This is a genomic window from Asanoa sp. NPDC050611, from assembly GCF_040654855.1.
In the GTDB taxonomy this organism is placed as follows: domain Bacteria; phylum Actinomycetota; class Actinomycetes; order Mycobacteriales; family Micromonosporaceae; genus Asanoa.
The window spans coordinates 1-14249 of record NZ_JBFAIU010000059.1 but is presented as its reverse complement, the minus strand read 5'-3'; the positions used below and the strand labels follow the sequence as shown (position 1 = coordinate 14249).

Sequence of the window (14249 nt, the reverse complement as noted above, 5' to 3'; positions counted from 1 at the left end):
GGCGGAGGGGGGAGCAACCGGGCCGTCGCCGTGTCGCCCCCGCGTGCGAGGTCGGCGGTTTGGGCTGTGGTGGCTATTGGTTGCGGTTGCGTGTCTTGGCGGTCCGCGTCAGGACGCGATGGATCAGGTGGCGGCGGAGGGGGGAGCAACCGGGCCGTCGCCGTGTCGCACCTCGTGCGAGGTCGGCGGTTTGGGCTGCGGTGGCTATTGGTTGCGGTTGCGTGTCGGGGCGGTTCGCGTCGAGGACGTGACGGATCAGGTGGCGGAGGGGGAGCAACCGGGCTATCGCCGTGTCGCACCTCGTGCGAGGTCGGCAGTTTGGGCTGCGGTGGCTATTGGTTGCGGTTGCCTGTCGGTCGGTCCGCGTCAGGAGGCGACGGATCAAGTTGTGGCGGAAGGGGAGCAACCGGGCTATCGCCGTGTCGCACCTCGTGCGAGGTCGGCGGTTTGGGTTCGGTGGCTATCGGTTGCGGTTGCGGTTGCGGTTGCGGTTGCGGTTGCGGTTGCGGTTGCGGTTGCGGTTGCGGTTGCGGTTGCGGTTGCGGTTGCCTGTCGGTCGGTCCGCGTCAGGAGGCAACGGATCAAGTTGTGGCGGAAGGGGAGCAACCGAGCCGTCGCCATGTCGGACCTTGCGCGAGGTCCGCGGTTTGGGTTTCGGTGGCTATTGGTTGCGGTTGCCACGATGCCGCGGGCTGGGCCGAGCCGTCGCGATGTCGGACCTTGCGCGGAGGTCCACGGTTTGGGCTTCGGCGGCCATCGGTCGCGGTTGCCAACCGAGCCGTCGCCATGTCGCACCTAGCGCGAGGCCCGGGCTTTCGACTTCGGAGGCTGCGGGTTGCGGCTGCCCGTCGCGTCGGCCCGCGGCTGGGCCGTGACGGACCAGGTGGCGCGGGTAGGCGGCAGCAACAGCACCGGTCGCGATATCGCACCTGGCACGAGGTCCGCGGATTGTGCCGCGGAGGCTCCTGGTCGCGGTTGCCCGTAGGCCCGGTCCGCGTCTAGGCCGGCGACAGCCCAGTGGCGCGGCTAGGCGGCAGCAACCACCGCCGTCGCCACGTCGCACCTGGCGCGAAGTCCGCGTTCGGGCGTCGGAAGCTACTGGGCACGGCGCCCGCCGCCTGGGCCCGCGGCTAAGCCGCGACCGACCAGGTGGCGCGGAAGGCGGCGGCCTCGCCGGCTAGCCACTGTTCCACCTGGTCGGCCTTTACCGACGGGTCCGGGCGGTGGACGATCCCGCGGCGTAGGTCTACCAGGGCCGGGTCCGCGTGGGGGAGGACCTGGTCCATGTGGCGCGACATCAGGTGCAGCGTCGCGATGATGGTTTCGCGGCTCGGGGGCTGCTCGTCCATGTGCAGGCGGACGGCTTCGGCCCGGCGGTCCGGGTGGCGTAGGCCGAAGTGTGGGTTGATCTTTACCGGTAGGTCGCCGACCATCGCGATGGCGTCGCGGGTCTGGGCCAGCTCCGTGTCCTTGTCGAGCGTCCCTAGGTAGGTCAGGGCGCCGGGTAGGAGCGTTTCGTAGAGCGGCTTCCAGCGCGGCTTGACCTCGTTGACCACCGCGTGGAGGTGGCGGCCCGCGCCGTGGAAGGCTATGTCGCTTTTGAGGGCCTTGATGAGTTGGCCGTGAGGGTTGAAGCCGGAGCGGGACTCGCGCTGTTTGCGTAGGCCGCCTACGAACGAGGCCTTCGCCGGGCCGGTGCGGTCGACGTAGCGGGCGAACGCGAGAAGAGTGGCGTAAGGGACGGCGGGTGCGGTCACGTGGCCCTCCAGCTTCCAAGATCTCCGCAGGTCAGCGGCGACTTTAGTACATACATTCTAATCGAAAATCGCCGCTGTGCCCACCCATCCGTGACTTCTTGATCACTCATCGGCGCCGCCGCGGCAGGCGGGTGATCCGGCACCGCGGGTGGCCGGCCTCGGCCTGGGGCACGACAGGGTATGCCCGTTTTGCCCGGACTGGCTGCTCTGCAGCCATATCCGCATCACCCGGTCCGACCTGCGATGCGTATATGGCTGCAGAGCAAAGGCGGCGCGCACCGCCGCAGCGGCCATGAAGGCCGCCGCCGCGCACGAGGCAGGCAGGCACGTTGCGCGAGCGCCGGCCCCAAGGGGCCTGGCATGCCCCTGACCCGACCGCCGGGCGTCAATCGCCCCGGCGATCCGGATCGAACGCCCGGGCCACGGGCCTGGCTAGTCGAAGGAGGAGGCCGGGCCTACGCGGGTCACGGTTACCGCCGCCACGCCCGCCGCGTCCGACGCTGCGAGGTCGACCGTCGCTTCGATCGCCCAGTCGTGGTCGTCCTCTGGGTCGTCGAAGATCTGGCGGACCTCCCAGCGGTCCGGCTTCTCGTCGATCAACAGCAGCGACGGCCCACGGGCGTCCGGGCCGACGCCGATGTCCGCGTACTCCGCGTAGTACGGAGCCAGCGCCGACGACCACTCCTCCGCCGTATAACCGTCCGCGCCGTCGAACTCGCCCAGGGACTCCCAATCGCGCAGCGCGGCCAACTCCACGCGGCGGAACAACGCGTTGCGGACCAGGACCCGGAACGCGCGGCGGTTGCGGGTCACCGCCGGCGGTGGGCGGTCCTCGTCCGCCACCGCCTCCTCCACCGACTGCGGGTCACGCAACCGCTCCCACTCGTCCAGGAGGCTCGAGTCGACCTGACGCACGAGCTCGCCCAGCCACTCGATCAGGTCCCACAGCTCCTCGGTCCGTGAGTCCTCGGGCACCGTCCGGCGCAGCGCGTGGTACGCGTCGGCCAGGTACCGCAGCACGAGCCCCTCCGACCGGGACAGGCCGTAGAAGGACACGAACTCCGGGAACGTCATCGCCCGCTCGTACATGTCGCGGACCACCGACTTCGGGCGCAGCTCGTGGTCGGCGACCCAGGGGTGGCCGCGGGCGTACATCGCGTACGCGTCCTCGAGCAGCGGAGCCAGCGGGCGCGGGTACGTGACCTCCTCGAGGAGCTCCATCCGCTCCTCGTACTCGATGCCCTCGGCCTTCATCGCGGCCACGGCCTCGCCGCGGGCCTTGAACTGCTGCGCCGACAGGACCTGGCGCGGGTCGTCCAGAGTGGACTCGATGACGGAGAGCGCATCCAGGAAGTAGTCCGGCGACTCCCGGTCCAGCAGTTCGATCGCCGCGAGCGCGAACGGCGAGAGCGGCTGGTTCAGCGCGAAGTCGGCCTGCAGGTCGACCGTCAGCCGCACGGTTCGGCCCGAGGCGTCCGGCGGTACGACCCGCTCCACCACGCCACCCGCGAGCAACGCCCGGTAGATGGCGATCGCCCGCCGGATGTGCCGTCGCTGCGCGGCCGGCTCCTCGTGGTTGTCGGTCAGCAGGTGCCGCATGGCCGCGAACGGGTCGCCTGGCCGGCCGATCACGTTGAGCAGCATCGCGTGCGACACGTGGAAGGAGGACTGCAGCGGCTCCGGCTCGGCGTCGATCAACCGGTCGAAGGTCGGCCGGCCCCAGCCGATCGCGCCCTCCGGCGGCTTCTTCTTGACGACCTTCCGGCGCTTCTTCGGGTCGTCGCCCGCCTTGGCCAGCGCCCGCTCGTTGTCGATGACGTGCTCCGGCGCCTGCACCACCACGGTGCCGACGGTGTCGAACCCGGCCCGCCCGGCGCGACCCGCGATCTGGTGGAACTCCCGCGCCTTCAGCAGCCGCACCCGCGTGCCGTCGAACTTGGACAGTCCCGTGAAAAGGACCGTCCGGATCGGCACGTTGATGCCAACCCCGAGCGTGTCCGTGCCGCAGATCACCTTCAGCAGGCCGGCCTGCGCCAGCGTCTCGACCAGGCGGCGATAGCGGGGGAGCATCCCCGCGTGGTGCACCCCGATCCCGTGCCGCACCAACCGCGACAGCACCTTGCCGAACCCGGCCGAGAACCGGAAGTTGCCGATGGCCGCCGCGATCGCGTCCTTCTCCGCCCGCGTCGACACGTTCACGGACATCAGCGCCGACGCCCGCTCCAGCGCCGCCGCCTGCGTGAAGTGCACGACGTACACCGGAGCCTGCCGCGTCGACAGCAGCTCCTCCAGCGTCTCGTGCAAGGGCGTGACGGCGTACGAGTACAGCAGCGGCACCGGCCGCTCCACGGACCGCACCACCGCGGTCGGCCGGCCCGTCCGGCGCGTCAGGTCGCTCTCGAAGCGCGACACGTCGCCCAGCGTCGCCGACATCAGCAGGAACTGCGTGTGCGGCAGCTCGATCAGCGGCACCTGCCAGGCCCAGCCGCGATCCGGCTCCGCGTAGAAGTGGAACTCGTCCATCACGACCTGACCCACATCGGCGTACGCGCCGTCGCGCAGTGCGATGTTGGCCAGGATCTCCGCCGTGCAGCAGATGATCGGCGCCGTCTCGTTGACCGCCGCGTCGCCGGTGAGCATGCCGACGTTGGCCGGGCCGAAGATGCGGCACAGGTCGAAGAACTTCTCCGACACCAGGGCCTTGATCGGGGCCGTGTAGAACGTGCGCCGGCCGTTGGCGAAGGCGGCGAAGTGCGCACCGGTCGCGACCAGGCTCTTGCCGGACCCGGTCGGCGTGTTGAGGATGACGTTGGCGTCCGAGACCAGCTCGATCAACGCCTCTTCCTGGTGCGGATAGAGGGTCAGCCCCCGCTCACCGGCCCAGGCGGAGAACGACTCGAAGAGCGAGTCCGGCGAAACGTCAGCGGGTACGAGGTCCGCGAGCGTCGTCACGCGGCACGCCTGCGGAACACGAGGTCGAACACGTCGCGCCCCTGCCGGGCGGCCCGCCGCTCGAAGTGGGTGACGGCCCGGTGGTCCGGCCGCGGCGCAAAGCCGTCGCCGGCGGTGTTCACCAGTTCGGGGTCGGCCGACAGGGTCGACAGCATCGAGGTCGCGTACGGCTCCCAGTCGGTGGCGCAGTGCAGCACGCCCGCACCCGGCACCAGCCGGGACCGCAGCAGCGCGACGTGCGCCGGCTGGATGATCCGCCGCTTGTGGTGCTTGAGCTTCGGCCATGGATCGGGGAAGAACACGTGCACCGCGGCCAGCCGGTCGGGCGGGAGCATGTCGCGCACCAGTTCGAGCGCGTCACCCCGGGCGATCCGGACATTGCGCAGCCCGCGCGCCTCGATGTGGCTGAGCAGCGACGCGATCCCGGGAACGTGCACCTCGACGGCCAGATAGTCCCGCGACGGGTCGGCCTCGGCCATCGCCGCCGTCGCGTCGCCCATCCCGGACCCGATCTCGACGACCAACGGTGCGGACCGCCCGAAAAGCCCGACGGGATCAAGGGTCGACGAGGAGACTGGCAGGCCGTACAGCGGCCACAGCCGGGTGAGGGCGTCGTGATGCCGGTCACCCATCCGTCCCCCACGATTGTGGAAGGTCCGGATGTGGGACGACACGGCGATAGCACTCACCTGACGATTTTGGCAGGTGTCGCGTCGGCGCTCCAAATGCGACAATCGACGCACGGGCGGCAGGGAGGTCACGATGTCCGGTCGTCGGTCATTGGCAACGGTCGCGCTCGCCGCGTGGATCATCGTTCTCACGGGGGCGCCGGCGCTCGCCCGAGCCGCGCCCGCGCCGACACCGACACCGACGGTCGACGCCGTCCCCGACGGCCTGTTCGTCGAGGTCAGCCCCAGCACGGCCGAGGCCGGTCAGGTCGTCGGCATCCGGGCGAGCTGCACCGAGGCCGACGACGACCCGCCGGAGGACGTCGAGCCGGCCACGGTCGAGTCGACGGCGTTCGGCGAGGTCACGGTGCGTCCGCAGTTCGGGCACCTGACCGGCGCGGTGACGATCCCGAGCGACACCCGGGCCCGGTCCTACCGGGTCGTCCTCGACTGCCCGGGCCTGTTCACCGGCAGCGCCGACACCACGATCAACGTGCTCAACGACGTCCGGCCCAGCCGCGGCCCGGCGACCGGGTTCGGCGGCACGGCCGGCGACGACGACAGCACCATGGTGCTCACCGGTGGCGTGGTCGCGCTCGCGGCCGGGCTGGTGCTCGCCGTGCTCACCCTGCGCCGGCGGCGCGCCGCCTAGCACCATGGCCAAGGGCAGGCTCTCCGGCCCGCTGGCGGTGATGTTGATCGCCGTCGGTGGCATCGCGACGTTCGCCGGGGTCGTGCAGAAGGGCGCCTTCGGTCCCGACGACAAGCCGCCGCCCGGCCGGTTCCCGGTGATGGAGCCGAGCGAGCCGGTCGAGGTGCGGATCCCGTCGCTCAAGGTCGACGCGCCCGTGCACGACGTGGGCCTGGCCGACGACGGCTCGATCGAGGTGCCCGCCCTCGAGCGGCACAACCAGGCCGGCTGGTTCGAGAAGAGCCCGACGCCGGGGCAATACGGCCCAGCCGTGCTGGTCGGCCACGCCGACACCCGGGACGGTCCGTCGATCTTCCATGACCTGCGCAAGGTACGCCCGGGCGCGCGCATCGAGGTCGAGCGCCGCGACGACTCGGTGGCGATCTTCGAGGTCAACTCCGTCGAGAAGTTCGCGAAGAACAACCAGCCGATCGAGCGGATCTACGCCGACTTCAGCCGCCCCGCCCTCCGCCTGATCACCTGCGGCGGCGAGTTCAAGGGCGGCAGCATCGGCTACGTCGACAACATCGTCGTCTTCGCCTCGCTGGTGGAGGCGAAAGACGACTAGAAGTCGACGATGATCGGCGCGTGGTCGGACGGACCCTTGCCCTTGCGGGCCTCGCGGTCCACCACGGCACCCGTCACGCGGCCGGCGACCGCGGGCGACGCGTACACCAGGTCGATCCGCATGCCCTTGTTCTGGTGGAACATCCCGGCCCGGTAGTCCCAGTAGGTGAAGGGGAACGGGCCCTTCATCGGCGTGGGCACCACGTCGCGCAGCCCGGTGTCGAGCAGCGCCGTCAGCGCCGCCCGCTCGGGTGCCGTGACGTGGGTCGAGCCCACGAACACCGCGGGGTCCCAGACGTCCGCGTCGGTCGGCGCCACGTTGAAGTCGCCGCAGACCGCCAGGTCGGCGTGGCCCGCGAGGTCGGCGGCGACCGCGTCGCGCAGCGCCGCCAGCCAGGCCAGCTTGTACTGGTAGTGCGGGTCCTCGGGCGTACGCCCGTTGGGGACGTAGATCGACCAGACCCGCACGCCGCCGCAGGTGGCCGAGATCGCCCGGGTCTCCGGGTCGGGGAACCCGGGCTCGTCGGCGAACCCGCGCACCACGTCGTCGAGCCCGACGCGGGAGAGGATCGCCACCCCGTTCCACCGGCCGTCGACGTGTGTGGCCGCGGTGTAACCCAGCTCACCCACCTGCTCGACGGGGAACTGCTCGGTGGTCGACTTGACCTCCTGCAGGCACACCACGTCGGGCTTCTTGTCGTCGAGCCAGGCCAGCAGGCGCGGCTCGCGCGCCTTGACCGAGTTGACGTTCCAGGTCGCTAACCGCATCAGGTGCCCGGGTTGTCGCCGGGCCGCGGCTGGGAGGCGAGGAAGCGCTCCAGCTCGGCGCCGAGCTCGTCGGCGGTCGGCAGCGGGCCGGTCTGCGGACCGAGCAGGTTGTTGTTGCTGGCGCGCCCGCGGTTGAACGCGTCGTACTGCTCCTCCAGCGCCTGGACCACGCCGGCCGCGTCGTTCGTCTCCTCCACCTGGCGGTCGATGTCGACCCGCACCGCCTCGGCGGCCGTGCGCAGCCCCTCGGTGGGGAGCAGGAGGCCGGTGGTGCGGGACACGGAGGAGAGCAGGACCTCGGCGGCCGCGGGGTATTCGGCCTGGGAGACGTAGTGCGGCACGTGCGCGGCGAAGCCGATCGCGTCGCGACCGGTCTGGCCGAGCCGGAACTCGAGGAGGTGGCCGGCGCTGCCGGGCACCTGCACCCGCTGCAGCCAGGGCTCGTACCCGCTGATCAGGTCGCGGCGGGTGGCGTGGGCGGTGACGCCCGCGGGCCGGGTGTGCGGCACGGCCATCGGGATCGAGTTGAGGCCGATCGTGACGCTGACCCGGAACCGGTCGATCAGGCCCATGACGGCCTTGGTGAACCGTTCCCAGTGCAGGTCGGGCTCGGGACCGCCGAGCATCAGATAAGGAGTGCCGGCGTCGTCCCGGAGCATCCGCAGCTCGAGCACCGGGTCGGCGTACTCCTCCCAGTGGTCCTCCATGAAGACCATCGGGGGGCGCCGGGACCGGTAGTCGAGCAGCTGGTCGATGTCGAAGGTCGCGACGACGCGGCTTTCGGCCGTGGCCAGGAGATGTTCGCGGGCAAGCCGGGTGGCGTTGCCGGCGTCGACGAAGCCGGACAGCGTCTGGATCAGCACCGGCTCGCCCATGTCGGGCAGGTCGCCGGAAAGCTCGTAGAGCGTGTGCGGATCGAGCACCGCGGTCCTACCTCCCTGAGTTGTAGTGACTTCCCGATATGGGGAACCACGCGTCCATCTTCCTGCATTCCGACCGCGCTTGACGTTAGGCCGGGCTGGCCTACGGTTCGGTGGTCATTTCTATACGCAGAGTAGCCATCTGGTCGCGCGAACGCGGTCCGGAAGCGGCCGGGAGGTCGCTCCGGAGACCGCCAGACCGTGACCACGAAGCGTCACCGTACGTATACACAGAATCGGACATGTTGGCACGACGAGTCTGTCATTAGGGTAATTTCCGACTTGCCTCTTACGCGTGGCTATGTGCGCGCAGTGAGCGGGCGATATCGACTGACCGATTAGGTTTTTGGCTTTTGTGGCAACAGCCACTAAATAACACTGGGTAATCGGCCGTCGGTCTGCCTAGCCTCGTCCAATGCGTGACGACCACACCCTCGAGAACGAGAACGGCGCCGCTACCCCCGCGGACCGTTCACCCGAAACCCCCACCACCGAACGGCCGACCGGCGCCCGTCGCATCCAGGAGCGGCTCGCCCGCACGGCCGACTCGATCAAGAGCAACTCGTACGCCGAGCGTGCCGCCGGCATGTGGACCACTTCCCGTGACCGCGTGACCTCGGCCCCCGCGTACGGAAAGGTGCGCGGTGTCCTGAACGAGCGCGGCCCGGCGCGGGTCGCGATCGCGGGCGGCGTCCTGGCCGCGGTCGGCGTTGCCGCCGCCGCCGGTACGGCCGCTGCCACCCAGGGCGGCCACGACGACACCCGGGCCACCAGCGCCGCCATCGCGGCGGTCGACTCGGCCAAGCAGGCCGAGATCAGCCACTTCCCGACGGCACCGCCCGTCTCGGGCAACGGCAACACCGCTGACAACGGCCACTCGGCGGCCGGGCAGGCGGAGAAGCACGCCGGCGGCGGCACGAAGGGCGCCGACAAGCCGACCCCGTCGGTCGAGCGGCCGAAGGCCGAGCACAAGGCCGACAAGCAGGAGAAGAAGGCTGAGAAGAAGGCCTCGAAGAAGGCCGCCAAGAAGGCCGACAAGCCCAAGGTCGTGAAGCCGGTGCAGCCGAAGCCGGTCATGGGCCTGAGCCAGACCCAGATGAACAACGCCATGCAGATCGTCAAGGCCGCCGAGAAGCGCGGCATGGGCGAGCGGGCGGCGGTCATCGCGATCGCGACCTCGATGCAGGAGAGCCAGCTGCTCAACCTGGCCAGCACCGCGGTGCCGGAGTCGTACGACTACCACCACGAGGGCCAGGGCTCGGACCACGACTCCGTCGGTCTGTTCCAGCAGCGGTCCACCTCGGGTTGGGGCCAGGTCAAGGACCTGATGACCCCGTCGTACTCGGCCGGTGCGTTCCTGGACGCCCTGGAGGACGTGCCGAACTGGCAGAACATGCCGCTGTCGGCCGCCGCACAGGCCGTGCAGGTCTCGGCGTTCCCCGACGCCTACGCCCAGCACGAGTACCGCGCCCAGCAGGTCGCTGACGCCCTGATGAAGTAAGTAGTCAGCCTGCGGTGGTGAGGGCGATCCGGTCGATGTCCGGCGCCCACCCATCCGAGTTGCTCAGTTCCACGGTGTTCGGTCCGGCTGCCAACGGCAGCCGGACCGTCATCGTCTGTACGGTCTCCCGGCCACCCGTCGACGGGAAGTCGAAGCCGCCGGCATCGCGTCCGTTGACCTCGATCGAGAGGCCGCGCCGCTCGTCCGCGGCGAACGAGAACACCACGTCGTAGTCGCCGGCCTTGGGCGCCTCGAGGCCCGCGAAGGTCAGCTCGCCGCGGCGGTAGCCGATCCCGGTGACGACCTCGCCACCGGATGCGGAGTCGACCCGGCGCGTCCGGGCCCAGCCGTCGAGGTCGGCGTCCTCCGCCTCGATCACCTGCGTTCGCCGCTGCACGGCCTGCGCCCGCGGCCCACCTGAGGTGGCCCGGCTGGCCGGCGGGGTCGTGGCGTGTGCCGGCGGCCGGACCGCACCGCGGCTGGCCGGCGGCTTGGTCGGCCGGCCGGGCGTCCCGGTCGGACCGGTCGGCTCAGGCTGCGGTTCCGGCCACTCCGAAGCGGTCGGCACCGGCAGCACCACCTGGTCGGGCGGTTCCGGTTGGTCCAGAGCGGACATCAGCAGGGGTACGCCCGCCGCGACCAGCACGGTGGTCACCGAGGCCGCCACGGCGAGCACGGCCCGCCGCCGGCGGCGCGGCCCGGGCGGCGGCTCCCCGTCGGCGGGCAGCGATCCCCGCCGCGGGCCGGCCTGGTCGCGTACGGCCGGGATCACCTGCGTGACCGGTGCCTCGTCGGCGGCCGCCGGATCCGCGGGTGGGAGCCAGCCACCGATCCGCAGCTCGCCGGGTTCGTCGCCGGCCGTCGACATCGCACCCTCACGCTTCTTGATCACAGTCAGTCAGGCCGGCACGCTACCGCACTTGCGCGCCCGCGGTGAACCACGGATCGGCTACGCGACTCGACCGGCGGGTCGAGTAACGGGTATGACGGTGGCGGCGCTGGGGTACAAAGAGTGCCTCCCCCACATCCCCCGGAGGACGCCGTGACACACCCAGAGACGGGTGCCGACACCCCGCCCCCCGCACCGGCCCCCGAGCCGACGCTCGACGCGGGCACCGAGAGCCCGGCAGCGGAAGCGGACGCCCCACCCGCGAGCCTGTGGGAGAAGATGAAGGCCGACCCGCAGTACGCGCCCGAACACCTGGCGCTGGAGGCGGTGCGCCGGCTCGGCCCCGAGGCACACCAGTGGCAGGCGCGGGTCCGCGCCGAGCGTCCGGGCATCCCGCCGGACGCCCTCGCCGACCTCGCGGCGAAGAAGTTCGTCAACCTGGCCCGCCTGTCCGGCGCGGTGTCCGGCGCGACCGGCATCGCCGGGGCGGTCGTCGACGTCGGCGTGCTGGCCTGGAACCAGGCGCGGATGGTGCTGCACATGGCGGCCGCCTACGGCGTCGACCCGCGCGAGCCCGAGCGCGCCACCGACCTGCTGGTCCTGCAGAAGGTGCACAAGGTCGCCGAGACCGCCCGCCTGGCGCTCGGCGTCGCGGCCGGCCGGGAGCGGGCCGGTGCCCTGTTGCGCGGGAGCGGCCGACCGATGCACCAGGTGCTCGGCAAGCTCGGCGTGAAGCTGGCCCAGATGGCCGGCATCCGGGCCGCCAAGCGGATCTTCGCGAAGATCGTGCCGGGCGCCGCGATCATCCTCGGCACGTGGGCCAACTCGTCGGCCACCACCGACCTGGCCCGCCGGACCCGCGAGCTCTACCGCCCGCGCGCCACCCACTGGCAGACGCCGCCGCAGATCCCCGGACCGCGCTAGTCCGTCCACGAGGGACGGACCAGGCCGGCCTCGTACGCGTACACGACGAGCTGCGCCCGGTCCCGCGCCGACAGCTTGACCATGGCCCGGCTGACGTGGGTCTTCGCGGTGGCCGGGCTGACCACCAGGCGGGCCGCGATCTCGTCGTTGGACAGTCCGGCGCCGACCAGCGCGACCACCTCGCGCTCCCGTTCCGTGAGCTGGTCCGGCGGTGGCAGCGGCGGCACGACCCGGCGGTCCCGGGACGCGAACTCGGCGATCAACCGGCGCGTGACGCCGGGGGAGAGCAGCGCGTCGCCGGCCGCCACCGCCCGCACGCCGCGGATCAGCTCGACCGGCTCGGTGTCCTTGACCAGGAAGCCGGACGCGCCGACCCGGAGCGCCTCGAACAGGTACTCGTCGAGCTCGAACGTCGTCAGGATGACGATCCGGGTGGCGGCCAGCGCCGGGTCGGTGGTGATCCGCCGGGTCGCCTCCAGCCCGTCGACGCCGGGCATCCGGATGTCCATCAGCACCACGTCGGGCCGGCTGGCGGCGGCCGCGCGCACCGCGCCCAGCCCGTCGCCCGCCTCGGCCACCACCGTGATGTCGTCCTCCGCGTCGAGCAGGGCGCGGAAGCCCGCCCGGACGAGTGCCTGGTCGTCGGCCAGCAGCACGCTGATCATCGGTTGGATTCTCCCGCGTCGGGCAGCACGGCCTCGACCCGCCAGCCGCCCTCCGGAGCCGGGCCGGCGGTCAGCGTCCCGCCGAGCGCGGCGGCCCGGGCCGTCATGCCGGCGATCCCGTTGCCGGCCTCGCCGGCAGGCACCGCCACGCCGTCGTCAGCGACGCGCACCCGCACCCGACCCGGCTCGTAGGAAACCGACACCGTCGCCGACACCGCGGACCCGGCGTGCCGCCGCACGTTGGTCAGCGCCTCCTGCACGATCCGGAACGCCGCCCGGTCGACCTCGGCCGGCAGCGGCCGGGCCACCCCCGCGACGGACGTCGACACCGGGAACCCCGCGGCCGAGGTCAGCTCGCTCAACCGGTCCAGGCCGGGCGCGGGCTCGCGCGGCGCCGCCTCCTCGGCCGGCCGCAGCGCCGCCAGCACCGACCGCACCTCGCGCAGCGCCTCCGCGCTCGCCGACTTGATCACTGTGAGAGCCTCCCGGGCCTGCTCGGGCCGCTGGTCTATCAGGTGCAACCCGACCCCGGCCTGCACGTTGATCAGGGACAGGTGGTGGCCGAGCACGTCGTGCAGCTCCCGGGCGATCCGCAGCCGCTCCTCGGAGGCCTGCCGGCGTTCCTGTTCCTCCCGGGTGCGCCGCTGCTCGGCCCGCATCCTGGTCATCTCGGCGACCTGGGCCCGCTGGACCCGGGCGAACTCGCCGGCGCTGAACACCACCACCAGCCAGACGAGGGCGGTGACGGCGTCCCGCGGCGACACCGTCGACCGCTCCGGCACGCCGAGTCCCGTCGCGAACCACCAGCCACACGCCGCGTACGCCGTCACGGCGATCGCCGCCAGCACCAGCGCGGGATACCGGCGCCCCTGTGCGACCGCGGAGAAGTAGGCGGCGGTGGCGGCGAGGAAGAACGGCCCGTGCGGATAACCGGAGAAGGCGTACGCGAGCGTGGCGACCAGCACGACGACCAGCACGGGCACCGGCGCGCGCCGCCGCCACGCCAGCGCCACCGAACTCGTGAGCAGCAGGGCCGCCCCGGGATAGGTGAGGTCACCCCAGGCCGGGTCGTCCCGCGCGGCGGCCTCGGCGCCGATCACCTGCACAAGAGAAAGCAGTGTCGCGAGGCCGGCGCCGTGCCGGCCCGACCGGCGCGGGCGGGTCCAGGGCGCGCGGTAGCGCTCGTCGTCGGCGCGCCGCGCGTGCATGGCACCGACGCTAGGGCACCGCGCCCAGCCCCGGAATCCGCCGGAAGCCGTCGCCGGCGTACCGCGGGGGGAGTACGGACGCCACATCAGCCCCATCCGTGTACTCCCGCGGGAGTAGAGCGAGAGCCGTCACAGGCCGCAGGCAATCGAACGCGGAAAGGAGCAGTCTTGTAAGAGGTCGACATGTTCGGAGGGAGCCATGACCACGCCATCAGGCCCGCGGCTGCGAGCCTCGGACGCCGAACGCGAACAGATCGCGACCATCCTGCGCGCCGCCATGACCGAGGGCCGGCTCAACCTCGACGAGGGCGAGCAGCGACTGGCCGCGGCGTACGGCGCCACCTACCGGGACGAGCTTGGCCCGCTGACCGCGGACCTGCCCGACGGCGGCCGCGCGGCACTCGCGCGTACGCCGGAGGCTCAGGAGCAGGCCAAGGCCGAGATGAAACTGTTCCTGCGCCGCCGGGCCGGCGTCCTCGCCGCGATCGGGGTGCTCTTCGCCCTGCTGTGGGTCGCCAACGGTGCGCTGTTCTTCCCGGTCTTCCCGCTGATCGTGCTGCTGTTCTTCCTGCACTGGGCCGGTCGGAGCCGCCGCGTGTACTACGCGCGCACGGCCAAGGGCGACTGGTACGCGCGGGGCGACGTGCAGGGCCGCGGCGACTGGCGGGGCCGCCGCGACTGGTACGGGCACGGCCGCTACGGGCATTGACAGACATCGGGTCCGGCTCGGTAGGTTTCC

13 protein-coding genes are annotated in these 14249 nt (G+C 71.7%); 5 read left to right on the top strand and 8 right to left on the bottom strand.

Annotated elements, in window-relative coordinates:
* Positions 1–1130 precede the first annotated feature (1130 nt).
* The 3 genes from AB0H87_RS12155 to trmB form a co-directional block, all read right to left on the bottom strand.
* Positions 1131–1757 carry a hypothetical protein gene (locus tag AB0H87_RS12155; protein ID WP_360143112.1) on the bottom strand — a complete coding sequence of 209 codons (627 nt, stop codon included), beginning with the start codon at positions 1755–1757 and terminating at the stop codon, positions 1131–1133.
* Between the two features lie 432 nt (positions 1758–2189).
* On the bottom strand, positions 2190–4709 hold the full coding sequence (locus AB0H87_RS12150) for a DUF3516 domain-containing protein (protein WP_360143110.1): 2520 nt from the start codon (positions 4707–4709) through the stop codon (positions 2190–2192).
* Positions 4706–5341, bottom strand: coding sequence for a tRNA (guanosine(46)-N7)-methyltransferase TrmB (gene trmB / locus AB0H87_RS12145; RefSeq protein WP_360143108.1), 636 nt, complete (start codon positions 5339–5341; stop codon positions 4706–4708). Before trmB ends, AB0H87_RS12150 begins: the two co-directional genes overlap by 4 nt.
* Positions 5342–5471: 130 nt before the next feature.
* On the opposite strand from trmB, the gene AB0H87_RS12140 reads away from it, so the two are divergent.
* Both AB0H87_RS12140 and AB0H87_RS12135 read left to right on the top strand, forming a co-directional pair.
* Positions 5472–6029, top strand: a complete 558-nt coding sequence (locus tag AB0H87_RS12140; protein ID WP_360143106.1) for a hypothetical protein — start codon at positions 5472–5474, stop codon at positions 6027–6029.
* A 4-nt stretch (positions 6030–6033) separates the two neighbouring features.
* Positions 6034–6636, top strand: coding sequence for a class F sortase (locus tag AB0H87_RS12135; RefSeq protein ID WP_360143104.1), 603 nt, complete (start codon positions 6034–6036; stop codon positions 6634–6636).
* Here AB0H87_RS12135 and AB0H87_RS12130 read toward each other — a convergent pair.
* Together AB0H87_RS12130 and AB0H87_RS12125 are read right to left on the bottom strand one after the other, a co-directional pair.
* A complete protein-coding gene (locus AB0H87_RS12130; RefSeq protein WP_360143102.1) occupies positions 6633–7403 on the bottom strand; it encodes an exodeoxyribonuclease III in 771 nt (256 codons plus the stop codon). The genes AB0H87_RS12135 and AB0H87_RS12130 overlap by 4 nt on opposite strands.
* Positions 7403–8326: a PAC2 family protein gene (locus tag AB0H87_RS12125; protein ID WP_360143100.1), complete on the bottom strand. Its 924-nt coding sequence runs from the start codon at positions 8324–8326 to the stop codon at positions 7403–7405. Before AB0H87_RS12125 ends, AB0H87_RS12130 begins: the two co-directional genes overlap by 1 nt.
* Positions 8327–8738: 412 nt before the next feature.
* On the opposite strand from AB0H87_RS12125, the gene AB0H87_RS12120 reads away from it, so the two are divergent.
* A complete protein-coding gene (locus AB0H87_RS12120; RefSeq protein WP_360143098.1) occupies positions 8739–9824 on the top strand; it encodes a hypothetical protein in 1086 nt (361 codons plus the stop codon).
* 4 nt (positions 9825–9828) lie between these two features.
* Here AB0H87_RS12120 and AB0H87_RS12115 read toward each other — a convergent pair whose 3' ends face one another.
* On the bottom strand, positions 9829–10716 hold the full coding sequence (locus tag AB0H87_RS12115) for a hypothetical protein (RefSeq protein WP_360143096.1): 888 nt from the start codon (positions 10714–10716) through the stop codon (positions 9829–9831).
* A gap of 264 nt (positions 10717–10980) precedes the next feature.
* On the opposite strand from AB0H87_RS12115, the gene AB0H87_RS12110 reads away from it, so the two are divergent.
* Positions 10981–11637, top strand: a complete 657-nt coding sequence (locus tag AB0H87_RS12110; RefSeq protein WP_360143146.1) for an EcsC family protein — start codon at positions 10981–10983, stop codon at positions 11635–11637.
* Here AB0H87_RS12110 and AB0H87_RS12105 read toward each other — a convergent pair.
* Complete coding sequence (locus tag AB0H87_RS12105) at positions 11634–12302, bottom strand: response regulator transcription factor (RefSeq protein ID WP_360143094.1); 669 nt, start codon at positions 12300–12302, stop codon at positions 11634–11636. The two genes, AB0H87_RS12110 and AB0H87_RS12105, sit on opposite strands and share 4 nt — an antisense overlap.
* Positions 12299–13510 (bottom strand): sensor histidine kinase, encoded by a 1212-nt coding sequence (locus tag AB0H87_RS12100; protein WP_360143092.1) that lies wholly within the window; start codon positions 13508–13510, stop codon positions 12299–12301. Before AB0H87_RS12100 ends, AB0H87_RS12105 begins: the two co-directional genes overlap by 4 nt.
* Positions 13511–13709: 199 nt before the next feature.
* Here AB0H87_RS12100 and AB0H87_RS12095 point away from each other — a divergent pair, with 199 nt between their 5' ends.
* Complete coding sequence (locus AB0H87_RS12095; RefSeq protein WP_360143090.1) at positions 13710–14219, top strand: DUF1707 domain-containing protein; 510 nt, start codon at positions 13710–13712, stop codon at positions 14217–14219.
* Positions 14220–14249 lie beyond the last annotated feature (30 nt).

Coding starts and splice junctions, on each gene's coding strand:
- trmB (WP_360143108.1), bottom strand. CDS start 5,341: ATGGGTGACCGGCATCACGACGCCCTCACCCGGCTGTGGCCGCTGTAC.
- AB0H87_RS12140 (WP_360143106.1), top strand. CDS start 5,472: ATGTCCGGTCGTCGGTCATTGGCAACGGTCGCGCTCGCCGCGTGGATC.
- AB0H87_RS12135 (WP_360143104.1), top strand. CDS start 6,034: ATGGCCAAGGGCAGGCTCTCCGGCCCGCTGGCGGTGATGTTGATCGCC.
- AB0H87_RS12130 (WP_360143102.1), bottom strand. CDS start 7,403: ATGCGGTTAGCGACCTGGAACGTCAACTCGGTCAAGGCGCGCGAGCCG.
- AB0H87_RS12120 (WP_360143098.1), top strand. CDS start 8,739: ATGCGTGACGACCACACCCTCGAGAACGAGAACGGCGCCGCTACCCCC.
- AB0H87_RS12105 (WP_360143094.1), bottom strand. CDS start 12,302: ATGATCAGCGTGCTGCTGGCCGACGACCAGGCACTCGTCCGGGCGGGC.
- AB0H87_RS12100 (WP_360143092.1), bottom strand. CDS start 13,510: ATGCACGCGCGGCGCGCCGACGACGAGCGCTACCGCGCGCCCTGGACC.
- AB0H87_RS12095 (WP_360143090.1), top strand. CDS start 13,710: ATGACCACGCCATCAGGCCCGCGGCTGCGAGCCTCGGACGCCGAACGC.